The sequence below is a fragment of the Saccharothrix espanaensis DSM 44229 genome (assembly GCF_000328705.1).
Taxonomy (GTDB): Bacteria; Actinomycetota; Actinomycetes; order Mycobacteriales; family Pseudonocardiaceae; genus Actinosynnema; species Actinosynnema espanaense.
This window is the reverse complement of sequence record NC_019673.1, coordinates 8,199,527-8,220,880: the sequence shown is the minus strand read 5'-3', so window position 1 is coordinate 8,220,880 and position 21,354 is coordinate 8,199,527. Positions and strand designations below refer to the sequence as shown.

Here is a 21,354-nt window from a genome sequence, read left to right as displayed (position 1 = left end):
AGGCATGACCCAGCCTAACCCCACGCGGCCCGACCGCCGCGACCATTTACCGCGACCATCCACCGCGACCATCCACCGCGACCATCCACCGCGACCATCCACCGCGACCATTCACCGCGGCCTACACCGGCTCGGCCACCCGCCGCCGCGCGACCAGGGCGTCCACCACGAGGAAGGCGACCAGGCTCAGCCCGAACAGCGGCACGAACCAGCCCATGCCCGCGGCGAGCACGAGCACCGCCGCCAACTGCCCGCGCGGCACCTTCCGCCACTGCCCGCGCGGCACCGGCCGGCCGAAGCCCCGGGTCGGCCGGCGCAGCCACCAGATCCGGTAGCCGAGCACGACCATGGCCGCCAACCCGAGCCCGAGCAGCAGCAACAGCACCTGGTTGAGCCACCCGAACAGCACGCCCATGTGCGCGTCGACGCCCCATCGGCTGAGCTTGGCGACCAGCGGGAAGTCCGCGAAGTCGACCCGGTCCACGACCGCGCCGCCGCGCACGGCCACCGCGTCGGCCTGGGTGGGCAACCCGCGTTCGACCTCGGCCACCTTCCACGCCCCGCCGGCCTTCGGGAAGCCGATCTCCACCGCCTTCGCGTCGATCCCGGCCGACCGCGCCACGCTCAGCACACCGTCCACTTCGGACGGTGAACCAGTCGTGGGCGTGCCGGCGGTGTGCCCGGCGTGGTCGCCGGAACCCGCGACGTCCAACGCGGGCGTGGTCCAGCCGAACGCCTTGCGCAGGTCGGCCACGTTCTCCCCGGCGTAGGTCGACCAGGTCAACCCGGTGGCGGACAGGAACAACGCGCCCACCAGCACCCACAGGCCGATCACGGCGTGCCGCCGGGTGGCCGGCCTGGGCTTGACCGCGCGCCGCCGCGAGAACCACAGGACCACGCCGCCCAGTGCGACCACCCACAGCCAGGACGCGGCCAGCTCGCTGTAGAGCCGGCCGGGCTCGCCCAGCAGCAGGTTGGCGTGGATCTTGTCCAGCGCGGTCCGCAACGGCAGCACGCCGCTCGACCCGTACGTCACCAGGTCCCCGACGACCTCGCCGGTCCCGGGGTCCACGAACACCGCGCGCTGCTCGGAGCTGCCGAGGTCGGGCGAGGAGAACAGCACGCGCGTGGTCGCGCCCGGCTCGGGTGCGGGCCGCACGGCGACCGGCGCGCCGCCTCCTCCGGCCGTGACGGCGGCCTGGACCTGCCGCGACAACGGCACGGTCTGCTCGGACCCGGGCACCCGCAGCTTGTCCGAGTAGATCCACGACTCCAGTTGCGGTGTCGCGGCGTACAGCACGCCGGTCAGGGCGGCGATCAGCACGAACGGGCCGACCAGCACGCCCGCGTAGAAGTGGAAGCGCAGCACGAGGCCGCGCCAGGACTCTGTCATGGCGAAAGCTCCTAGATGCAGGGGAGTGCCACCGGTCCCATCGGGGATCGGTGGTGGGGAAGGCGATCTAGGAGCAGAGCGGCGGCCCGCGACGGGGCAGCGTGCGGCGGCGCAGCACCTCCGACAGCGGCTGCTGCGGGTGCGCGGCGATCGGGATGGCCAGCGGCGCGCACGCCGGCGTCGGCACGAGCCTGCGCGGCAGGACGGACGCCAGCGCGGCGGCGAGCCGGAACACGGCCCTTTCCGCGCCGGCCAGGGCCGCGACGACGACCCCGGTGGACAGCACGTGCGCGGTCAGCATCGACGGCGTGGGCAGCAGTTCGTGCGGGTGCCGGGTGACCAGCGCGAGGAACGCGTGCACGGTCACCTGGACCATGCCGACCAGGCCGAGGATCTCGCCGAACCCCAGCCGGCGGTCGGTGAGCGGCCCGCACACCCAGGCCACGGCGACCGCGAACACCACCACGTGCGGCAGGGGCGGCAGGTGCCCGCCCGCCCCGGCGTGCGCCACCACGGCGAGCAGCCCGGAGGACAGCCCGACCGCGCCGCAGCGCACCACGCGCACGGCGCCACGGGTCGCGTCCGTCGCCACGAGTCCGCAGCGTAGTTCACCCGCTAGCGTGATCGGCATGACCAAAGTGCTGATCATCGGTGGTGGCATCGCCGGACCCGTGACCGCGACGGCGTTGCGCGAAGCCGGGATCGAGGCCGTGGTGCACGAGGCATACGCGGTCGGTGCGGACGACATCGGCGCATTCCTGACGATCATGCACAACGGTGTGGACGCGTTACGCGCGATCGGGCTCGACCAGGTCGTGGCCGACAACTCGTTCGCCGCCGACGGCCTGAACCTCTACGACGGGACCGGCGCGCTGGTCGCCGAGACCCGCTGGCACACCGACATCACCGGGCCGCGCACGTTGCGCCGGTCGGACCTGTACCGGGCGCTGCACGACGAGGCCGCGCGCCGGGGCGTGGAAATCCGGCACGGCAAGCGGTTGGTCCACGCGGAGCACACCGGGGACGGGGTGCGGGCGACGTTCGCAGACGGCACCCGGGCCGAGGGGGACGTCCTGGTCGGAGCCGACGGCCTGCACTCGACAACCCGCCGGCTCCTCGACCCGGCCGCGCCGGAACCCCGCTACACGGGCCTGAACATCTTCTACGGCTACACCGAGGGCATCGCGCCGACCACCGAGCCCGGCCGGTACCACATGATCACCGGCGGTCGGGCGTTCTTCGGGCACACCACGGCGCCCGACGGCCGGACCTGGTGGTTCGCCCGCGTGGCCGGTGACGAGTCGCACGGCGGCACGCCGGCGGAGTGGGTCGAGCAGGCCGCCGGGGCGTTCGCCGACGACGACACGCCGGCCGCGCGGATCGTCCGGGCGAGCGGGGAGGTCCGGCGTGGCAACGCCTACGACGTGCCGTCCACGCCGGTGTGGCACGACGGGCGGCTGGTGCTGGTCGGGGACGCGGCGCACGCCGCGTCCCCGGCAGCGGGTCAAGGCGCGTCGATGGCGCTGGAGGACGGCGTTGTCCTGGCGATGTGTCTACGCGACTGCTCCGAGCCGCGTGCGGCGTTCGAGCACTACGAGCGGTTGCGCCGGGTTCGGGTGGAAGCGCTGGTGTCGATGAGCGCGAGAGTGGGCGCGGACCGTTCGGCGGACTCGGAGTCGTTCTACCGACACCACATCGAGTGGAATGGATCGGTGGTCAATGATTCGGCGTTCGGTCATTCGGCGTTCGGTCATTCGGTGCCGGCTCGTCCGGGGTCCGGTCAAGCGGCGGAGGACCAGGTGCGGAAGGGTCAGTTGTAGGGCATTCCACCGAACGGGGCCACCTGGGCGGCGGTCGTGAAGACGGCCACCAGCAGGACGGCGATCAGGACTCGTCCGATTCGCATGTGCGCTCCAGTCACGGGAGATCGGAGTAAATTACAAGGGAATTCGGCGCCGCGGTTACCGTGGCAGTAGCGGGTGAAACACCGCGGTGATTTCGGTGAACAAACGGCGAACGCTGCGAACGCCGCGTTTGTTTGAAATTCGGATGCGTCTTGTTAACCCGGTGTTTGCCTTGTATTCTCTCGGTGTGCGCGCCGTCACCCTGCGTCTCGTTGGCCGCGAGCGTGAGCTGACCCGCCTCCTGTCCCGGGTCGACGCCCTGGCCGAGGGGCGGGGTGCCGCGCTGGTCGTCGAGGGCGAGCCGGGCATCGGCAAGACCGCCCTGGTGAAGGCCCTCTGCGAGGCCGCCGCCGGGCGCGGGTTCCGGGTCTGCAAGGGCGCGGGCGACGAACTCGGCCGCTCACTGCCGCTGCTGCCCCTGCTCGACGCGCTGGCCGCGGCCCGGTCCGACTCCGGCGCGACGGCCACCGCCGAACGCCTGCTGGCCCGCGTCGACGACCTGTGCGCGCTGGGCCCGGTGGTCCTGGTCCTGGACGACCTGCACTGGGCCGACGCCGCCACCGTCGCGGTGTGGAAGCGGCTGGCCCGGCTGGTCCCGCAACTGCCGCTGCTGCTGGTCGGCGTGCTGCGCCCGCTGCCGCGCCGGGACGACCTGGCCGCGCTGCGCAGCGGCGTCGAGCGGCTGACCGTGCCCGCCCTGGGCGAGGCCGCGGTGGTCGAACTGGTCGGCGCGCTGGCTGGCGGCACCCCCGACGACGCCCTGGCCAGGCTCGCCGCCGACGCCGGCGGCAACCCCCTCTACCTGGTCGAACTGGTCGAAGCGCTGATCCGCGGCCGGGCCGTCGCGGTGGACGCCGACGGCACCGCCCGGCTCACCCAGACCGACCTGCCCGCCAGCCTGTCCGCCGCCATCGCCGACCGCATCGGGTTCCTCAGCGCCGACGTGCGGCGGGTGCTGGTCGCCGCCGCGCTGCTCGGCGTCGGCTTCCCGGTCGCCGACCTGGCCGCCGTGCTCGGCACCCGGGTGGTCGACCTGCTGCCCGCGGTGCAGGACGCCACCGTCGCCGGCGTCCTGGAGGACGGGCGGATCGGCCTGAGCTTCCGCCACCCGCTGGTCCGCGCCGCCCTCTACGACGAGGTGCCGGAGAGCGCGCGCAGCGCGTGGCACGGCGAGGCCGCGCGGGCGCTCGCGGACAGCGGCGCGGGCGTAGACCGGGTCACCCGGCAACTGCTCGCCGCCGACGACCGCGTGCCCGCCTGGGTCACCGACTGGCTGGACGAGCACGGCGCGACCCTCGTCGCGCACGCCCCCGAAGCCGCCGTGGACCTGCTCGGCCGGGTCGTGGTCACCCCGCACGCGACCGCCCGGCGCGGCGTGCTGCTGGCCCACCTGGCCGAAGCCCGGTTCCGGCTCGGCGACCACCACGGCGCGGAGACCGTGGCGCTGGCCGGGCTCGAACACGGCACCCTCGTGGACCTGCACTGGACCCTCGCCCAGTGCAGGTCCATGACCGGCCGCTCGGCCGAGACCCTGGTCGAGCTCGACCGGGCGCTGTCCCGCCCCGGTCTCACCGAGCGCGACCGCGCCCGGCTGCTGGTGCTCGCCGCCCGCGCGCACTGGGACGTGGGCGACCTGGACGACGCCGAACGGCTCGCCGACGTCGCCGAGGGCAGCGCGCGGCAGACCGGCGACCGCACGGCGACCAGCTGGGCGCTGCACGTGCGCACCATCGTGGCCATGGCGCGCGGTCGGATGGCCGAGGCGTTGCCGCTGTTCGACCGGGCGCTGGCCGTGGCCATGGGCGACCCGGAGACCGCCGACCTGCGGCTGCTGCTGCAGATCAACCAGGCCGTGACGCTCGGCGAACTGGACCGGGGCGACGAGGCGATCGCGTCCGCGAGCGTCGTCCGGCACGCCGCCGACCAGACCGGCAACACGGTCCGGCTCGCCCAGTCGCAGAGCGCCCTCGGTCAGCTCCTGTACGACGCGGGCCGCTGGGACGAGGCGCTGGTCGACGTCGACCTGCTCGCCGACGACCTCAAGCACCCCATGGTGTCGCGCTGCGACCACGGTGTGGCCGCGCTCGTCCACCTGCACCGGGGCGACGCCGAGGGCGCGCGCCGGCACCTGGACGCCGCGGGCGCGGAGGTCGAGGGGCACGTCGTCGGCCCGCTCGCGCTGGCCACCGCGCTGGAACTGGAACAGGCCGGGCACTCCCGCGAGGCGCTGGCCGTGCTGGTGGCGGGCATGGAGTCGGTGGAGGACCTGCTGCCCGACGCCGTGCGGCTGGCCGTGGAGCTGGGCGAGGACCCGGCCGCGGCCGTGGCGCGGGCCGAGCGGTTGGCCGCCGAACTCGACGTGCCGCACCGCCGGGCGTCCGCTGCCTACTGCCGCGCCCTGGTCGACCACGACCCGGTGGGGCTGCTGCACGCCGCCGACGAGTACCGGGCGGCGGCGCGCCCGCTGTCCCGCGCCAAGGCGCTGGGCGCGGCGGCGGTGCTGTTCGCGTCGTCCGGCGACCGGACGTCCGCGCGGGCCGCGCTGAGCCACGCCGTCGACGTGCTCACGGCGCTGGGCGCGGACTGGGACGCGACCCTGCTGCTGGCGCGCCTGCGCGAACTGGGCATCCGGCGCGGCCCGCACGCCAAGCACCGGCGGGCCACGCACGGCTGGGAGAGCCTGACCCCGATGGAGCTCAAGGTCACCGAGCTGGTGGTGACCGGCCTGTCCAACCGGCAGATCGGCGAACGCCTGTTCCTGTCCGGTCGGACGGTGGCCACCCACGTGTCACACGTGCTGGCGAAACTGGGGGTCCGGTCGCGCACCGACATCGCCCGCGAGGCGATCCAGCACCGCGTCGGCTGATACCGCGTCGCCTGCCACCGTTTCGACCGCCGTTTCTTGGACTGACACCGCTTGGACCGACACCGCTTGGGCTGCTACCGCTCGGGCCGCCTGCCGCGCCGACCGCGCCCGGTACCGCAGCGGCAGCACGAACCACCAGAACCCGAACCACAGCACCAGGCCCGCGGTGATCCAGACGGCCGGCCACAGCCCCAGCACCACGTCGAGGATCAGCAGCAGCGCGGCGGCCAGCGCGAGCTTCAGCAGCACCAGGCCCGCCAGCAGGAGCTTGCTGGACGTGCGCACGAGTTCCAGCTTGAGCCGGCGGCGGAACACCAGCCGGTGGAACGGGGCGGGCGCGATCAGCAGGGCGGTGGCGGTCGCGCCGAGCACGAGGCTGAGCACGTACACCCGGAGCTGGAAGAGGTCGAGCGTGCCGAAGCGAGGCGTGAAGGCCAACGTGAGCAGGAACGCCAACAGCAGCTGGACTCCGGTCTGGGCGACCCGCATCTCCTGGAGGATCTCGGCGTAGTTCCGGTCCATCCGCTGGGCGGGGGTCTCGTCTCGTACGGGGTCGGTGGTCATCGTCCCACCGTGCTCTCCGCACTGGTGCGGAGACATCGGTCGGCCTACGGACTTTCCCGGCGGCGAGGACTGTTGTCACCTGGTGTGGAGCTGCGCGCGTGGGTGACGGACATGAAGGTCGAGTCGTTCACACCGACCGGGACCCAGGCGCTGCCGCCGGACGGGGCGACCTCGCTGGTGCTGTGCTCGGCGTCGGAGGAAGCGTTCGTGGTGGGACCACGCACCCGCGGGACGTACTTCGACACCGTGCCGGCACACCGGCTGAAGGTACGTCTGCGCCCAGGCCGGGCCCGTGCGCTGCTGGGCGTGGCGGCCCACGAACTGGTGGACACGGTCGTGCCCCTGCGCGACGTGTGGGGACCGGTCCGGGGGTTCGACGGGCTTCGCAAGAGGCTGGCGGAACGGTTCGCCACGGCGGAGCTCGGACGTGACGCGGTGGTGGCGCAAGCGGTGCGCACCGTGCCGGAACTCGGGGTGGCGGGGGCGGCGCGCGCACTGCACGTGAGCGAACGCCACCTGCGGACCCTGTTCCGCGACGCGGTCGGCCTGTCCCCGAAGCAGTACGCCCGAATCGACCGGGTGCGCCGCGTGGTGGCGTCGGGCGCGACGGGGTCGTGGGCCCGCCTGGCCCACGACCTGGGCTACTACGACCAAGCCCACCTGAGCGCGGAGTTCCGCGCCGCGATGGGGATCACCCCCGGCGCCTTCGCCGCCGGCCGCTACCCGGACGCGACCCCGTGCCACGACGTGTCGGCGGCAGCGGAGGACGCACCGCGCATGGCCGCGTCGACCTGACCCCCGCGCACGCGGGGACGACGTGATCGCGTGGTGGGGAACGGGCGACGAGTTCGGACCACCCCCGCCCGTGCGGGGAGACGCGTCGGTCTACAGCTCGCGCCCCATGTACAGCGCCACCTCGCCTTCCGACGGCGTCCCCCGGTACAGCGTCGTGTCCAGGCCGCAGAGCGCAAACCCCATCCGCTGGTACGCGCGCACCGCCGGCACGTTCACGCTCGACGTCTCCAGCCACGCCGTCCGCGCCCCGCGCTCACGCCCCCACTGCACCCCCAGCTCCATCAACCGACGCCCGACCCCGCGCCCCCGGTACTCGGGAGCGACCGTGAGCTGCCGGATCACCAGGCGGGAGTGCCAGTCGGCGATCTCCACCGAGATGAACCCGCGTAGTCCGGAGTCCTCCGCGGCGAACCCCTCCTGCGGGAGCGGGTCGTCGTCCGGGGGGAAGGTCTTGGTCCGGGGCGACACCGGGACCGGCGTCAAGGAGAAGGCGAGCGGGCCGCTGGACACCGAGAACACGACGTCGGTGGTGAAGGTGTCGTCCAGATCGAGCACGTCGTCAGCCGTCAGCGGTCGGTAGCGGAGATCCACATCTCCATGGTGCATCAGCCGCACGCCGCCGCGCGGTCCAGCAGCAACGTCCGCTCCCGCGCATTGCGGGTCATCGACGCCGCACGCTCGAACTCCGTCCGGGCCTCGTCCGTGCGCCCCAGCTTCGCCAGCAGGTCGCCGCGGACGCTCGGCAGCAGGTGGTAGTCCTTCAGCGCCGGCTCGTCCACCAGCTCGTCCACCAGCTCCAGCGCCGTCGCCGGGCCGAACGCCATGCCGATCGCCACCGCGTGGTTCAACGCCACGATCGGCGACGGCGCGACCAGCGCCAACGTCTCGTACAGGCCCGCGATCAACGTCCAGTCGGTGTCCTCGGGCGTGCGCGCGCGGGCGTGGCACGCGGCGATCCGGGCCTGGATCGAGTACGGGCCACGGCCCGACTTCTCCAGCGCGGCCAGTCCGCGCCGGATGTGCAGCTGGTCCCACAGCGCCCGGTTCTGGTCCATCAGCAGCACCGGTTCGCCGTTCGGGCCGGTGCGGGCGCGCGAGCGGGACGCCTGGATCTCCAGCAGCGCCACGAGGCCGTGCACCTCGGGTTCACGGGGCATCAGACCGGCCAGCACGCGGGCCAGGCGCAGGGCGTCCGCGCACAGGGCGGGGCGCATCCAGTCGTCGCCGGCGGTCGCCGAGTAGCCCTCGTTGAAGATCAGGTAGATGACGCCGAGCACGCTCGACAGCCGGGCGTCGCGCTCGTTCTCCGCCGGGACCTCGAACGGCACGTCGGCCTTGGCCAGCGTCTTCTTGGCCCGCACGATCCGCTGCGCCACGGTCGACTCGGCGACCAGGAACGCGCGGGCGATCTCGTCGGTGGTCAGCCCGCCGAGCATCCGCAGGGTGAGCGCGACCTGGGCCTCCGTGGACAACACCGGGTGGCACGCGGTGAAGACCAGGCGCAGCAGGTCGTCCTTGATGTCGCCGACGCCCTCGCCCGCGTCCGGCGCGTGGTCGGACTCCTGGTCGCGGCCGATCTCCGCCAGCTTGCGCTGGTAGTTCTGCCGGCGGCGGATCTGGTCGATCGCCCGGTTCTTCGCGGCGGTCATCAGCCACGCGCCCGGGTTGCGCGGGATGCCGCTCTCCGGCCACTGTTCGAGCGCGCTGACCAGGGCGTCCTGGGCGAGTTCCTCGGCCAGGCCCACGTCCCGGACCACCCGGGCCAGGCCCGCGATCAACCGTGCCGACTCGATCCGCCAGACCGCCTCGACAGCACGCCGCGCATCGGAAGCTGTCACGACCCGAGATCAGATCAGCTTCCGATGCGCGGCGGCAAGCGGGGGTGGGCGTCGCGGGGCCTACTGGGCCTCGCGCTGCGCGGCGGCCCGGGCCCGCAGCTCCTCCTCCTGCTGGAGCACCTCGGGGGAGGCGTCGGCGAAGTCCTCGGGCGAGAACACCTGGCGGATCTCGATCTGGGACTGGTCGCCGGTCGGGTTCGGCACCCGCTTCACCCACTCGACGGCCTCTTCCAGCGACTTGAGCTCCAGCAGCCAGAAACCCGCGATCAGCTCCTTGGTCTCGGTGAACGGACCGTCCACCACGGACCGCTGGTCGCCGTCGAAGAACACCCGGGCGCCCTTCGAACTGGGGTGCAGGCCCTCGCCGGCCAGCAGGACGCCGGCGTTGACCAGCTCCTCGTTGAACTCGCCCATGGCGCGCAGCTCCTCGTCGCTGGGCATGGTGCCGGCTTCGCTGTCCTTCGTGGCCTTGACGATCACCATGAAACGCATCTCGGTAGTCCCTTTCGGAGTGTTTGGTGCCATTGTGGCTTGTGTAGCGGTAAGACGGAGGTCAACGGCGCAACGCGCGCCCCACCGTGTACGAGCCGGGGCCCACGACCGCGATCAGCAGGAACGCCCAGCAGTAGAGGGCGGCGAGCTCGCCCATGTTGTGCAGCGGCAGCAAACCGGTGGGCTGGTGCACGACGAAGTAGGCGAAGGCCATCGCGCCGGAGCAGACCAGGGCCGCCGCGCGGGCGGTGATCCCGAGGGCCACCAGCAGCGCGCCGACGAGTTCGATGACACTGCCCCACCAGCCGGGGAACGATCCGAGCGGGACGCCGGTGCCCTGCCCGTCGATGCCGCCGAGAAAGCCTAAGCCCTGCAGGCCGTGGCAGAAGAACAGGAACGAGACCACGACCCGGAACGCGGCGAGCATCAGGTCGTGGCGGCGGCCGGTGCGGGCCTCGGTGGTGGCGGGGGCGGTGGTGGTCATCTTCGGTCCCTTCGCTGTCGTCTTGCCTACGCGACGAACGGGCCCGGTGCCGGATCGACACGGTCCTCGAACTTTCTCGAACTTTTTGTTTCCGCAGGTCACGGGCTCAGGGGGCGGGTCGGGGCGGCGATCGTCGCGACCGGGGCACCGGGTGGGGGTCGTCGACGCCCAGCGCGGCCTACCCGCTGCGCCGCGCCGCACCCGCACGCTGGTCCCGCACCCGCCTGCCCTGCGCGACGCGCCGGCCCCCCGCGCGATCCTCGTAGAGGGCGACCCGCCCGCCATCCGCCAGGTGGGAAGCCTGGACAGCCCCGACCCGCGCGGTGACCCTGGCGGCGTGACCGATGTGGACGTGGTGGTGGTCGGCGGCGGTGCGATGGGGTCGGCGGCGGCGTGGCAACTCGCCTCCCGAGGGGTGGAGGTGGTGCTGCTGGAGCGGTTCGCGCGCGGGCACGTGTTCGGTGCCTCGCACGGCGCGTCGCGGATCTTCCGGTTGGTCTACCCGGACCCGGTGTACGTCAGGTTCGCGGCGGAGGCGCTCGCGCTGTGGCGGGAACTCGGCGCGGGGCTGCTCACCGAGACCGGCGGCGTGGACCACGGCGACATCACCGGGCTGCCCGAGGCGCTCGCGGCGGCGGGGTCGCCCGGCGAAGTGCTGCCGGCCGACGCGGCGCGCGAGCGGTGGCCCGGTCTGCGGTTCGACGGCGACGTCTTCTTCCACCCCCGGTCCGGCCGTCTGCACGCCGACCGGGCAGTGGACCTGTTGCAGGACTTGACGACCGCGCTCGGCGGCGTGGTGCGGCACGAGACCCCGGTGCTCGGGCTGCGGGTCGGTGACCGGGTGGAAGTCGTGACGCACCAGGAGGTCTACCGGGCGCGACGGGTCGTGGTGGCGGTCGGCGCGTGGACGGCGAAGCTGCTCGACGGGCTGGTCGCGCTGCCGCCGTTGACGGTCACCCAGGAGCAGCCCGCGCACTTCGCGCCGGTCGACGCCACCGAGTGGCCCGCGTTCATCCACCGCCGCCCCGGCGCGGTCTACGGGCTCGCGACACCGGGTGAGGGGATCAAGGTCGGTGCGCACGGCGGCGGCCCGGTCGTCGACCCGGACGCCCGCGACTTCCGGCCCGAGGCCGGTCGGCTGGCGGCGTTGCGGCAGTACGCCCGGGAGTGGCTGCCGGGCGTCGACCCGGACGACTTCGCTCCCATCAGCTGCACCTACACCTCGACGCCGGACTCGGACTTCGTGCTCGACCGGAACGGGCCGCTGGTGCTCGCCGCCGGGTTCGCGGGCCACGGGTTCAAGTTCGTCCCGGCGGTCGGCCGGGTGCTGGCCGACCTCGCCACCTCCGGGCCCGGCGGCGATCGGCGGTTCGCGGCGGATATTCCCGGTCGGACCGGGAAAACCTGAGGCTTCCCACAGGATGGTCGCCCCTCCGACCGGGCCCGGCGCTGCCGCAGAATCGCCGGAGAGGTCGAAGGGAGCCCGAACATGGGAGCTGGTCTGCACCTGGCCGTGGCGCTGGACGCCACCGGGTGGCACCCCGCCGCGCCGTGCGATCCCGCGCGGTTCACCCCGGGGTACTGGGTGGACCTGGTGCGGGAGGCCGAGCGCGGCCTGCTGGACTTCGTCACGTTCGAGGACGACCTCGGGCCGGTCGGCCGGCTGGACTCGGTGCTGGTGGCGTCCCGGGTCGCGCCGCTGACCACGCACATCGGGCTGGTGCCCAGCGTGGTCAGCACGCTGACCGAGCCGTTCCACCTGTCCAAGGCGATCGCCACCCTGGACTACGTGAGCAACGGCCGGGCCGGCGTCCGGGTGCGCGGCAGCGTCGCCGCCGACCACGCCCGGCACTTCGGCCGGCGGACGTTCCCGGACGCGCCGGACGACGCGCTGCTCGCCGACGCGATCGACGAGACCGCCGACTACGTCGAGGTGTTGCGGCGGTTGTGGGACAGCTGGGAGGACGACGCGGAGATCCGCGACGCCGCCACCGGCCGGTTCATCGACCGCGACAAGCTGCACTACATCGACTTCACGGGCAACTGGTTCAGCGTGAAGGGCCCGTCGATCACACCCCGCCCGCCGCAGGGCCGGCCACCGGTTTCGGTGCTGTCGCACGGTTCCCCGATCCACGAGCTGGCGCGCCGGTCGTCGGACATCGTCTTCACCACCCCGCACAGCACCGACGACCTGCGCGCGATCGACGCGGACGTCCCAGGGCTGAAGCACTTCGCGGATGTCGTGGTGTTCTTCGACGCCGACCGCAAGGCGCGCGCCGAGGAGTCCGGCGGGATCGACTCCGACGCGCACGTGTTCGCCGGCGACGCGGCCGCGCTCGCCGACCGGCTGCTGGAGTGGCACGAGGCCGGCGCGGCCGGCTTCCGGCTGCGGCCCGCCCACCTGCCCGACGACCTGGTCGCGATCACCTCCGAGCTGGTGCCCGAACTCCAGCGGCGCGGGGCGTTCCGCACCGCCTACCAGGCCACGACGTTGCGCGGCCACCTCGGACTGCCCCGACCCGCCAACCGCTACGCCGCCCGAGAGGACGCGAGATGAAGCAGATCCACCTCGCCGCGCACTTCCCCGGCGTGAACAACACGACGGTGTGGAGCGATCCGCGGGCGGGCAGCCACATCGAGTTCTCGTCGTTCGCGCACTTCGCGCAGACCGCCGAGCGGGCCAAGTTCGACTTCTTCTTCCTGGCCGAGGGCCTGCGGCTGCGCGAGCAGAACGGGCTGATCTACGACCTGGACGTGGTGGGCCGGCCGGACACGTTCACCGTCCTCGCGGGCCTCGCGGCGGTGACCACGCACCTGGGCCTGGCGGGCACCATCAACTCCACGTTCAACGAACCGTTCGAGGTGGCCCGGCAGTTCACCTCGCTGGACCACCTGTCCGGCGGGCGCGCCGCGTGGAACGTCGTCACCTCGTGGGACGCCTTCACCGGCGAGAACTTCCGGCGCGGCGGCTACCTGCCGGAGGAGCAGCGCTACGAGCGGGCGAAGAAGTTCCTCGACGCGGCGACCGCGCTGTTCGACTCGTGGCGCGACGACGGCGTCTTCGCCTACCGGGACGAGTTCTTCGACATCTCCGGCCGGTTCGACCTGCCCCGCTCGCCGCAGGGCCGGCCGGTCGTCCTGCAGGCCGGCGACTCCGCCGAGGGCCGCGAGTTCGCCGCGGCCAAGGCGGACGCGATCTTCAGCCGGCACGCGACCCTGGTGGAGGGCAAGGCGTTCTACGCCGACGTCAAGGGCCGGCTGGCCAAGTACGGGCGCACGCCCGACCAGCTCAAGGTGCTGCCCGCGGCGTCGTTCGTGCTGGGCGACAACGACTCCGAGGCGCGGGAACTGGCCCACGAGGTCCGCCGGCAGCAGGTGAGCGGGCAGACCGCGATCAAGTTCCTGGAGCAGGTCTGGAACCGCGACCTGTCGGACCACGACCCGGACGGGCCGCTGCCCGAGGTCGACCCGCTGGTGGGGGAGCACACCATCGCCAAGGGACGGGCCGGCGTGCGCAGCCACCGCGACCCGCTCGCCACCGCGCGGGAGTGGCGGGAGCTCGCGGCGGCGAAGAACCTCTCGATCCGCGACCTGATCATCGAGCAGACCGCGCGACAGACGTTCATCGGCTCGCCCGCCACCGTCGCCGGTCAGATCGACGACCTCGTGCAGGCCGACGCCAGTGACGGGTTCATCCTGGTGCCGCACGTGACACCGGGCGGGTTCGACGTGTTCGCCGACACCGTGGTGCCGCTGCTCCAGGAGCGCGGGGTGTTCCGGACCGACTACACCGGGCCGACCCTGCGCGACCACCTGGGCCTGGTCTGACGCACCTGCCGCTCACTGGTCCCAGTCGCCGATGACCGGCGGCGCACTGGCCCCGGACGCGCCGAACACGTCGTCCGGGTCGGGCTCCACCAGGTAGGACGGCGTCCGGTGCTCGACGTCCTCCTCCCGAGGCGCGCCACCGACCCCGCCGACCCCGCCCAGCCCGGCCGCCCCGCCCACCCCGCCCGGACCACGCCCACCGCCCGCGCCACCCGTGCCGCTGCCCCGCGCGCCCGTCGAACTCCCCGGAGCCCCGACCCCGGACCCACCACCAGGCCCACCGACCGCAGGCCCACCGACCGCAGGCCCGCCGACTCCTGGCTTGCCGACCCCGGGGCCACCTGCTCCCGGCCCGCCGATCCGCGGCGCACCACCGCGTCCGGCTGCCGCACCACCGGACTTCCCGCCACCACCGGACGTCCCGCCGGCCCGCCCACCCGGCACCACACCCACCCCGGCACCACCACCGGGCACCCCGCCGCCGGGCCCGCTGGTGTGCCGCCCGGGTAAGGGTTCCGCCACCGGACCGCTCCCGGCACTGGGCTGGGTGACCCCGCCGCCCGGCACCCGACCGACCGGATCCCCCTTGTCCGCACCGGGTTGCCCGGCGGACGGCGTCGCGGACGTACCGGTCGTGCCGGAAATCCCGGGAACACCGGCGACCTCGGGAACTCCGCTGACCGGCGCACCTCGACGCGAGGACGCCTCGCCCGTCCCGACCGGCGTCTCCGCCGTGGATTGCTGTTGCACGGCAACGGGAGGCGGCGCGAACGCGGGCTGCGCCGCCGCCGTCTGCGCCACGGTCCGGTCGTACGTCTCGACCACCCGGGCCGCTTCCCGGTGGGCCTCCTGCTGCTGCTCGAACGCCTCCCGGTCGGCCGCCGCCTGCCGGACGAGTTCGAGCGGGTCGGTGATCCGCAACAGCCGGTCGTTGGCCTCCCGCACGTCGAACGGTCGCTCGGGTGGCGGAGGCACGCTGTTCCGGGCGTCGGCCAACGCCCGCGACTGCTGCGTGAACAGCGTGCCCGCCAACTGCGCCGAGACCCCCGTCTCCCCGGCGCGGTTGCCCAGGTCGGCCAGCGCCTGCCGGGCCCCGTCCCCGGCGGTGCCCACCCAGTCCGCCTCGCTGGCGGTGATCGCCTCGGCGATCGACTGGGTGAAGCCGGTGAACGCGTTCCCGAGGTCGGTCCACGTGGTCGCGATCTCGCCCACCACACCGGGATCGACCTCGGTGTTGACGCTGCGGTGCAGCTCCTCGTGCGGGATCCCGGGGTAGTAGGCACCGGGTTCGGACGGGGCGGACCTGGGGGTCACGCCCTCCTTGAGCCGCACGGCCTGGTGGTCGAGCCGGTCGTCGACCTCGCCCGGGTGCAGGATCTCGGTGATGTAGCGGGCGAACGGCCCGCTCACCGGTCCCAGCCCCTGCTCGCGCGCCACCTGGTCGAGCAGTTCCCGGTCGGTGTGCGCCGCCGCCCGGTGATTCAACCCGTAGTCCTGGTACGGGTTCCGCTCCTGTCCCGAAGCGTCGTGCTCCATCTCCGACCCCCTCGTCGCCCGCCGACGCGGGCTGGTCGTCACGGCAATCTCGGCTCGACCACTCCGGCGACCTGGCCCGCGATGGCGCACGGTTCCCGGCCGCTGCTCGACGCGTTCACCACGACGTCGACCCGCGACTTCTCGCCGACCCCGAGGTAGATCCCGCAACTGCCGCCGGCGTCCAGCAGTTCCCGGGCGGGGCGGCCGCCGACGGAGGTCTCCTTGATCTCGCCCCCGTTGGGCTGCAGGCCCGCGAGGCCCACGTTCGTCCGCACCCCGATGATGACCGTGGCGACCTGCGGCGAGTACTGGCAGGTGATCGCCGAGCCGAGCTTCCCGGTCTCGGGTTCCCGGCGGAGCCGGCCTAGCGCGCTCTCGGCCTCCTGCCGGGTGAACAGGGCGCACGGGTCCACGCTTTCCAGCCCGGCGCCACTGCTCGAGGAGGTCGTGCCGGTCGTCGCGGTCGTGCCGGCGCTCGGCCCGACCGAGGTGGTCGACCCCCGTCTGGCGACGCCGGTGGTCGGTTGGCTGCACGCGCCGAGCGCGAGCAGCGCGGTCGTCAGGCAGGCCACGCGGAGTCGAGAGGTCACGAGTGCTCCCGGTCGATCAGGCGCTGTGGATGGGGCCGCCGGCGGTGGTGATCCCGTGCGTGTTCTGGTCCTCCGCGGTCCCGTAGACGCCCATCGACTGCCGGACGTCGGCTGCCAGTCGCGTCAGGTCCTCGGAGAGCTTCTTGACCGCCGGCAGGAAGCCCTGGGCGGGATCGCTCGCGATGGTCGCGAGGAAGGGCCGGTAGACCCGCGCGGCCGGCGTGGTGCCCAGCGGTGGCTCCTGGGTGATCACCGACGACTTGGCGATCGCGGCTTCCAGCACCAGTTGCATGTCGCCGATCGCGGTCAGGAGCGCCTGGCCGCGATCGGCGCTGATGGTGAACCCCGCCGCGGTGGCGGCGCGGAAGCCCTGGACCGCGGTGGACATGCCGTCGATGCCGCTGAAGAAACCGCCTACCGCCATGGTGATCTCCCTTCCCGGAGGACCTCGGGTCCGGTCGTGGCCAGTCGGGACAGGTGCCGGGCGAGCGCGGGCCGGTCGGCCGGGGTGCAGGTGGCCGACGGCGCGCCGCCCTCGACCGGACCCGGGACGATCGCGTACCCGCCGGCGTCGGTGTCGAGGAAGCCGAGCGTGCCCCGGTCCGCGCCGGCCGCGGTCACCGCGAAGTAGCCCGCGCCGAGCCTGGGCCGGCGCAGGACCTCCTCGACGGCCGCCCGCGCCGAGGGTGCGGCCGGGCGCAGCGCGCGGGTGAAGCGGAAGTCGGAGAAGTCCTCGTCCGGGGTCCGGCGCGGTGCCGCCGGGTCGGTCACGGTCACCGACGCGCCCGGTCCCGGGCGGACCTCGGGCAGCAGACCGACCAACGCGTCCAGCGCGGTGTCCGGGTGCCGGCGGTGGAACGTGACGGACGCGTCGCCGCCCACGGCGAGCAGCGCCGCCCGGTCGTCCAGCACGGCCAGCGCCAGCGGGCGCTGTTCGCCCACCGTGCCGACCAGGGCCGCCGTCACCGGGCCGGTGGCGAACAGGCGCAGGGTGGCCACGAGTTCGGGCGCGAACTCCGCGCCGCGCACCAGGCCCCGGTCGGCCAGGTCGCGGTGCGCCCGCGCCACCACGGCGAGCCGTTCCTCCCGGGTCGACCCGTGGTGGCCGATGGCGAACGGGAACCGCCGGACGTCGAGGCCCAGGGCTTCGCCGAGCGCGTCGAGTTCGGCGAATGAGCACACCATCCCCGTCGTCACCCGGTATCCCCGCCTTCCCCGCCGTCGAGGGACATGGTGGCAGCGCTTTCGCGGAATGCACCCGTCAGAATGCGGTCCGACGGTCATCGAAGCCGTTCGGCTGACCCGTCTCATTCCGCCGAGTGGTGGATACCGACGGATTCTTTCCGGATGCCGAGAACGATCGCTTTGTGCAGACCAATTCCCCCGTCCGGGGACTTCCGCCTTGAGCAACGTCGCCCCTGCAGGTGAACTCGATCGTGGTCCGACACGTCACGTGATCGCGGGAAACGGGCTTGATCCCGACAACAGTAGCGTTTGTCGATACACAAGGCTCTGGTTCACCACATTGACCGCGTCTCGTTATCCGCCTGCGACCTGAATGGCGTCGCGGAGTGTGCCGGGTCCGGTCCGGCGTGGAATAGTTGCACTTGTCGCCGGTTATTCCACGCCCGGACACCACCCGCACCGCGGCCTTGCCCGTCTAGGGGTAGTAGCCCGCCACCGCGGCGGCGGCCTCGTCGTAGAGCGCCGGGCCCTCGGTCGGCACGTCCGCGAACCCGCCGCCGGTCTTGAGGCCGTTGAGCTGCTCGGCGGACAGGGCGAACACCACGTGCCCGAGCCCGGACCGCGCCAGCGCCCCCGCGCACATGCCGCACGGCTCGCAGCTGGTGTACATCGTCGTCCCGGCGGCGACCTCGGGCGACAGCTCGCGGGCCGCCCACCGGGCCAGCTTCAGCTCCGGGTGGGCGGTGATGTCGCCGTCGCTGAGGCTGCTGTTGCGCTCCTCGGCCAGCACCGCCCCGTCCGGCCCGACCAGGAGCGAGCCGAACGGTGGGTTGCCGCCCGCGCGGGCCTCGGTGGCCAGCGCGATCGCGCGCCGCAAGTGCTGCTCGTTCAACGGAATTCCTTTCGCACGGTGGCGAGCGCGTGCCACGCCACTTCCGGGTCCAGCGTCTCGGCCGGGTCGCCGACGAACGGGTCCAGCACGACCGCGTGCGCGCCCTGCTCGCGCAACGACACGAGGTCGCCGACCACCTGCCCGACATCGCCCTCGCCCATCCGGCGTTCCGCGAGCGGGCGATCGGTGATCCGCAGCAGGATGCGCGGAGTCAACGCGGGCAACGGTTTCTCCTCTTGTTCGGCGATCTCCGCCAAGCGGGACAACGATTCCCGCCACGCGGCAGGCGTCAACCGCAGGCTGTGCCACGCGTCGCCGTGCCGCACGGCCCGTCGCAGAGCGCCGTCGCTGTGCCCGCCGACCCAGATCGGGATCCGCCCCGGACCGTAGTCGGCCTCGTCCCGCCACGCCTCCCGGAGCGCCACGAGCAGTTCGTCGGTCAGCTTCCCGCGCTGCCGGAAGGGCACGCCGAGCGCCTCGAACTCCTGGCGCGCCCACCCGACGCCGACCCCGAGCACGAACCGCCCGCCGCTGAGCTGGTGCAGGTTCGCCGCCATCCGGGCGACCAGCAGCGGGTGCCGGTACGGCGCGATCAGCACCGTGGTGCCCAACGAGATCCGCTCGGTCACGCCGGCCAGCCACGACAGCGTCGTGAACGGCTCGTAGAAGGGCGCGGGGTACTGCTCCGCGACGTCGGGGGTGACCGCCAGGTGGTCGGACACCATCAGCAGGTCGAACCCCAGCCCCTCCACGGTCCGCGCCCAGTCGCGCAGCACCGCCGGGGACGTGCCGGGGCCGAAGTTGGGGACGTTCACACCGATCAACACGCGTCCAAGGCTAGGTCCCGGACCGGCAACCTTGAAGAGGTTCCTCGCGGCATCGACCGGCTCGCGCCGTGGATTCCCCGGTAGATTGGCCGGATGACCGAGACCCTGGACGCGACGGACTGGGCGATCCTGGCCGAGTTGCAGCAGGACGGCCGGATCGCGCTCACCGAGCTGGGTCGCCGGGTCAACCTCAGCGCGTCGGCGACGACCGAGCGGGTCAAGCGGCTGGAGCAGGCCGGCGTGATCAGCGGGTACCGCGCCACCGTCGACCTGGACAAGGTCGGCTACGGCGTGCTCGCCGTGGTGCGCCTCAAGTACCCCGGCAACCGGCACGAGCCGCTGCACGCGCTGCTCGCCGAGCGGTCGGAGATCCTGGAGTGCCTGCGCACCACGGGCGAGGACTGCTACACCCTCAAGGTCGCCGCCGGCTCGATGGCGCACCTGGAGAAGGTGGTCAACGACCTGACGGCGTTCGGCAGCACCACCACGAACATCGTCTACAGCCAGACGATGCCGTACCGGGGGATCGGCGGACGCCCGCCCGCCTGACCTACCGCCACGGCACGGCCGGCAGGCACGTCGACGGGTCGGAGGAGAACTGGCCGCCGTACACGACGGCCCCGTCCGGCCTCAGGTAGCACTGCCGCTTGATGTCGAGGCTGGTACCGAGCACCTTGCCGTTCTTGTCGTACGCGCGGACTTCGCCGGTGGTGCCGTCGTACGGGAGCGCCCACTGCGGCGGGTACACGATGCGGGCCAGGTAGGTGCCGTTGACGACGGTGGCGTCGACGGTCGTGCCCGCGAAGCTGTACGTCACCCTGGCCACCTCGGCGTCGACCCGGCCGGCGGCCACCCGCCACCCCGCCCGACCCGGCCGCACCGGCCGGACGCCGGGTGCCTCCCCGCCGCCCAGGCCACCGGTGTGGTCCACCGAGAAGTGGCCGGGCAGCCAGTCGAGCGCGGAGAGGTTCAGGACGGGGGAGTTGAACGGCGCGTGCCAGTCGTCCACGGCGCACGGGAGCAGGTAGTCGGGGGTGAACAGCAGCGCGTACTTGCCCGCCCGGTCCTCACGGTACTGGTAGAGCCTCGCCTGCTGGTCGACCATCGCCGACTCCGCGCAGCCGGCCTCGATCTCCGCGATGCGCTGCGGCGTCAGGTCCGACATGTCGGCCGTGGGCGCGCTGTCCGCCGGGCCGGCGGTGTCGCGTGCCTGCCACGGCGCGAGCACCGACAGGCCGAGGGCCAGGGCCACCACGCCGGCGGCGGCCACCAGCGGCGCGTACCGGAACGGCCGTGGCCCGGTGATCGCGCGCCCGATCTCGTCCCGGATCGCGCTGTGCCGGCCGGGCGGCAGGTCGCGGGCGGGGGGCGGGGCGGTGGTCATCGGTCCTCCACGGCGAGCGGGGTCAGCGGGACGGGACGCGTGCCGAGCAGCGTCGTCAGCCGGGACTTGGCCCTGCTGACCCGCGCCCGCACGCTGCCCTCGGCGATGCCGAGCACGGCGGCGGCGTCGGCGTACGAGACGCCCGACCACACGCACAGCGCCAGCGCCTCGCGCTCGCCGCGCGGCAGCCGTTCGACGGCGGCCAGCAGCACGGCCATCCGCCGCTGGTCGTCCACGCGGTCGGCGACCCGGTCGGCGTGGTCGGGCACGGGCGGCTCGGCGGGCACGCGGCCGGCCAGCCGCAGCCTGCGCGCGAACGTGCGCCGCTCGTTGCGCACCACGTTGGTGGCCACGGCGAGCAGCCACGGCAGCGCCGACTCGTTCTCCAGGTGCAGCCGGGTCCGCTTGCGCCACGCCAGCAGGAACGTGGACTGGAGGTGGTCCTCGGCGGCGGACCACGACGCGGTGAGCCGGAAGCAGTGGTTGTACACCGCCTTGGCGTGCCGGTCGAACAGCACGCCGAACGCGGCGCCGCTGCCGGCCGCGGCGCGGGCCCACAGCGCGCGGTCGTCTTCGGTCGTCATGCCCGTTCGTGCCCGCCTGGGAGACCTGTGTTGCGCCCAGTGTGCCGGTCCGCGTCGTGCGGCGGCTTTGTCCGCCGACCGGAGCAGCGGCCCGACCTGCACGGAAGCGCTCTCACGAAAGTCTTGACCGGCCCACCGCCGCCCGGTCAGGATCGGCGGGAACCCGCCGCCGCCCTCCGCCGACGAACGGAT

The 21,354-nt window shown here is 73.3% G+C and carries 22 protein-coding genes; 7 read left to right on the top strand and 15 right to left on the bottom strand.

Features of this window, described 5'->3' with window-relative positions:
• Positions 1-121: 121 nt before the first annotated feature.
• Positions 122-1,393, bottom strand: coding sequence for a PepSY-associated TM helix domain-containing protein (locus BN6_RS35915; RefSeq protein WP_015104771.1), 1,272 nt, complete (start codon positions 1,391-1,393; stop codon positions 122-124).
• 67 nt (positions 1,394-1,460) lie between these two features.
• The gene (locus tag BN6_RS35910; RefSeq protein WP_051075862.1) at positions 1,461-1,985 is read right to left on the bottom strand and encodes a hypothetical protein; all 525 of its coding nucleotides are present in this window, start codon (positions 1,983-1,985) and stop codon (positions 1,461-1,463) included.
• A gap of 37 nt (positions 1,986-2,022) precedes the next feature.
• Between BN6_RS35910 and BN6_RS35905 the strand changes: the two genes are divergently transcribed.
• On the top strand, positions 2,023-3,213 hold the full coding sequence (locus tag BN6_RS35905; protein WP_015104770.1) for an FAD-dependent monooxygenase: 1,191 nt from the start codon (positions 2,023-2,025) through the stop codon (positions 3,211-3,213).
• Positions 3,214-3,484: 271 nt separating this feature from the next.
• A complete protein-coding gene (locus BN6_RS49875) occupies positions 3,485-6,163 on the top strand; it encodes an ATP-binding protein (RefSeq protein WP_041315294.1) in 2,679 nt (892 codons plus the stop codon).
• On the opposite strand, the gene BN6_RS35895 is transcribed toward BN6_RS49875, so the two are convergent.
• Positions 6,086-6,727, bottom strand: a complete 642-nt coding sequence (locus BN6_RS35895) for a DUF6328 family protein (RefSeq protein ID WP_015104768.1) — start codon at positions 6,725-6,727, stop codon at positions 6,086-6,088. The genes BN6_RS49875 and BN6_RS35895 overlap by 78 nt on opposite strands.
• Positions 6,728-6,799: 72 nt before the next feature.
• On the opposite strand from BN6_RS35895, the gene BN6_RS35890 reads away from it, so the two are divergent.
• Positions 6,800-7,522 carry a helix-turn-helix domain-containing protein gene (locus BN6_RS35890; RefSeq protein WP_015104767.1) on the top strand — a complete coding sequence of 241 codons (723 nt, stop codon included), beginning with the start codon at positions 6,800-6,802 and terminating at the stop codon, positions 7,520-7,522.
• Between the two features lie 90 nt (positions 7,523-7,612).
• Here the strand turns inward: BN6_RS35890 and BN6_RS35885 are convergent, their stop codons facing one another.
• The 4 genes from BN6_RS35885 to BN6_RS35870 form a co-directional block, all read right to left on the bottom strand.
• Positions 7,613-8,113, bottom strand: coding sequence for a GNAT family N-acetyltransferase (locus tag BN6_RS35885; protein ID WP_197540219.1), 501 nt, complete (start codon positions 8,111-8,113; stop codon positions 7,613-7,615).
• A gap of 14 nt (positions 8,114-8,127) precedes the next feature.
• Positions 8,128-9,360 carry an RNA polymerase sigma factor gene (locus BN6_RS35880; RefSeq protein WP_015104765.1) on the bottom strand — a complete coding sequence of 411 codons (1,233 nt, stop codon included), beginning with the start codon at positions 9,358-9,360 and terminating at the stop codon, positions 8,128-8,130.
• A gap of 60 nt (positions 9,361-9,420) precedes the next feature.
• On the bottom strand, positions 9,421-9,852 hold the full coding sequence (locus BN6_RS35875) for a YciI family protein (RefSeq protein WP_015104764.1): 432 nt from the start codon (positions 9,850-9,852) through the stop codon (positions 9,421-9,423).
• A 61-nt stretch (positions 9,853-9,913) separates the two neighbouring features.
• Positions 9,914-10,336, bottom strand: a complete 423-nt coding sequence (locus tag BN6_RS35870; protein ID WP_015104763.1) for a DoxX family protein — start codon at positions 10,334-10,336, stop codon at positions 9,914-9,916.
• Between the two features lie 151 nt (positions 10,337-10,487).
• Here BN6_RS35870 and BN6_RS35865 point away from each other — a divergent pair, with 151 nt between their 5' ends.
• From BN6_RS35865 to BN6_RS35855, 3 genes are all read left to right on the top strand, one after another.
• Positions 10,488-11,744: an FAD-dependent oxidoreductase gene (locus BN6_RS35865; RefSeq protein ID WP_231904834.1), complete on the top strand. Its 1,257-nt coding sequence runs from the start codon at positions 10,488-10,490 to the stop codon at positions 11,742-11,744.
• An 81-nt stretch (positions 11,745-11,825) separates the two neighbouring features.
• On the top strand, positions 11,826-12,893 hold the full coding sequence (locus tag BN6_RS35860; RefSeq protein ID WP_015104761.1) for an LLM class flavin-dependent oxidoreductase: 1,068 nt from the start codon (positions 11,826-11,828) through the stop codon (positions 12,891-12,893).
• Positions 12,890-14,164 (top strand): NtaA/DmoA family FMN-dependent monooxygenase, encoded by a 1,275-nt coding sequence (locus BN6_RS35855; RefSeq protein WP_015104760.1) that lies wholly within the window; start codon positions 12,890-12,892, stop codon positions 14,162-14,164. Before BN6_RS35860 ends, BN6_RS35855 begins: the two co-directional genes overlap by 4 nt.
• Positions 14,165-14,176: 12 nt before the next feature.
• Here BN6_RS35855 and BN6_RS35850 read toward each other — a convergent pair whose 3' ends face one another.
• From BN6_RS35850 to BN6_RS35825, 6 genes are all read right to left on the bottom strand, one after another.
• Positions 14,177-15,700 carry a hypothetical protein gene (locus tag BN6_RS35850; protein ID WP_015104759.1) on the bottom strand — a complete coding sequence of 508 codons (1,524 nt, stop codon included), beginning with the start codon at positions 15,698-15,700 and terminating at the stop codon, positions 14,177-14,179.
• A 38-nt stretch (positions 15,701-15,738) separates the two neighbouring features.
• Positions 15,739-16,290 carry a DUF3558 domain-containing protein gene (locus BN6_RS42720; RefSeq protein ID WP_015104758.1) on the bottom strand — a complete coding sequence of 184 codons (552 nt, stop codon included), beginning with the start codon at positions 16,288-16,290 and terminating at the stop codon, positions 15,739-15,741.
• Between the two features lie 16 nt (positions 16,291-16,306).
• A complete protein-coding gene (locus tag BN6_RS35840; RefSeq protein WP_015104757.1) occupies positions 16,307-16,714 on the bottom strand; it encodes a hypothetical protein in 408 nt (135 codons plus the stop codon).
• Positions 16,705-17,487: an ESX secretion-associated protein EspG gene (locus BN6_RS35835; protein ID WP_158509477.1), complete on the bottom strand. Its 783-nt coding sequence runs from the start codon at positions 17,485-17,487 to the stop codon at positions 16,705-16,707. The genes BN6_RS35840 and BN6_RS35835 overlap by 10 nt, the downstream gene beginning before the upstream one ends.
• 463 nt (positions 17,488-17,950) lie before the next feature.
• Positions 17,951-18,367, bottom strand: coding sequence for a nucleoside deaminase (locus BN6_RS35830; RefSeq protein ID WP_408005270.1), 417 nt, complete (start codon positions 18,365-18,367; stop codon positions 17,951-17,953).
• Positions 18,364-19,194: an LLM class flavin-dependent oxidoreductase gene (locus tag BN6_RS35825; RefSeq protein WP_041315291.1), complete on the bottom strand. Its 831-nt coding sequence runs from the start codon at positions 19,192-19,194 to the stop codon at positions 18,364-18,366. Before BN6_RS35825 ends, BN6_RS35830 begins: the two co-directional genes overlap by 4 nt.
• 93 nt (positions 19,195-19,287) lie before the next feature.
• Between BN6_RS35825 and BN6_RS35820 the strand changes: the two genes are divergently transcribed.
• Positions 19,288-19,743 carry an Lrp/AsnC family transcriptional regulator gene (locus BN6_RS35820; RefSeq protein WP_015104753.1) on the top strand — a complete coding sequence of 152 codons (456 nt, stop codon included), beginning with the start codon at positions 19,288-19,290 and terminating at the stop codon, positions 19,741-19,743.
• Between the two features lies 1 nt (position 19,744).
• Here the strand turns inward: BN6_RS35820 and BN6_RS35815 are convergent, their stop codons facing one another.
• Positions 19,745-20,578 carry a hypothetical protein gene (locus BN6_RS35815; RefSeq protein WP_015104752.1) on the bottom strand — a complete coding sequence of 278 codons (834 nt, stop codon included), beginning with the start codon at positions 20,576-20,578 and terminating at the stop codon, positions 19,745-19,747.
• On the bottom strand, positions 20,575-21,162 hold the full coding sequence (locus tag BN6_RS35810; RefSeq protein ID WP_015104751.1) for an RNA polymerase sigma factor: 588 nt from the start codon (positions 21,160-21,162) through the stop codon (positions 20,575-20,577). The genes BN6_RS35815 and BN6_RS35810 overlap by 4 nt, the downstream gene beginning before the upstream one ends.
• Positions 21,163-21,354: the final 192 nt, after the last annotated feature.

What these genes read in the sequence shown, in the direction of transcription:
- BN6_RS35915 (WP_015104771.1), bottom strand. Translation starts at nt 1,393, where the DNA reads ATGACAGAGTCCTGGCGCGGCCTCGTGCTGCGCTTCCACTTCTACGCG.
- BN6_RS35905 (WP_015104770.1), top strand. Translation starts at nt 2,023, where the DNA reads ATGACCAAAGTGCTGATCATCGGTGGTGGCATCGCCGGACCCGTGACC.
- BN6_RS35895 (WP_015104768.1), bottom strand. Translation starts at nt 6,727, where the DNA reads ATGACCACCGACCCCGTACGAGACGAGACCCCCGCCCAGCGGATGGAC.
- BN6_RS35875 (WP_015104764.1), bottom strand. Translation starts at nt 9,852, where the DNA reads ATGCGTTTCATGGTGATCGTCAAGGCCACGAAGGACAGCGAAGCCGGC.
- BN6_RS35870 (WP_015104763.1), bottom strand. Translation starts at nt 10,336, where the DNA reads ATGACCACCACCGCCCCCGCCACCACCGAGGCCCGCACCGGCCGCCGC.
- BN6_RS35860 (WP_015104761.1), top strand. Translation starts at nt 11,826, where the DNA reads ATGGGAGCTGGTCTGCACCTGGCCGTGGCGCTGGACGCCACCGGGTGG.
- BN6_RS35855 (WP_015104760.1), top strand. Translation starts at nt 12,890, where the DNA reads ATGAAGCAGATCCACCTCGCCGCGCACTTCCCCGGCGTGAACAACACG.
- BN6_RS35850 (WP_015104759.1), bottom strand. Translation starts at nt 15,700, where the DNA reads ATGGAGCACGACGCTTCGGGACAGGAGCGGAACCCGTACCAGGACTAC.
- BN6_RS35840 (WP_015104757.1), bottom strand. Translation starts at nt 16,714, where the DNA reads ATGGCGGTAGGCGGTTTCTTCAGCGGCATCGACGGCATGTCCACCGCG.
- BN6_RS35820 (WP_015104753.1), top strand. Translation starts at nt 19,288, where the DNA reads ATGACCGAGACCCTGGACGCGACGGACTGGGCGATCCTGGCCGAGTTG.
- BN6_RS35815 (WP_015104752.1), bottom strand. Translation starts at nt 20,578, where the DNA reads ATGACCACCGCCCCGCCCCCCGCCCGCGACCTGCCGCCCGGCCGGCAC.
- BN6_RS35810 (WP_015104751.1), bottom strand. Translation starts at nt 21,162, where the DNA reads ATGACGACCGAAGACGACCGCGCGCTGTGGGCCCGCGCCGCGGCCGGC.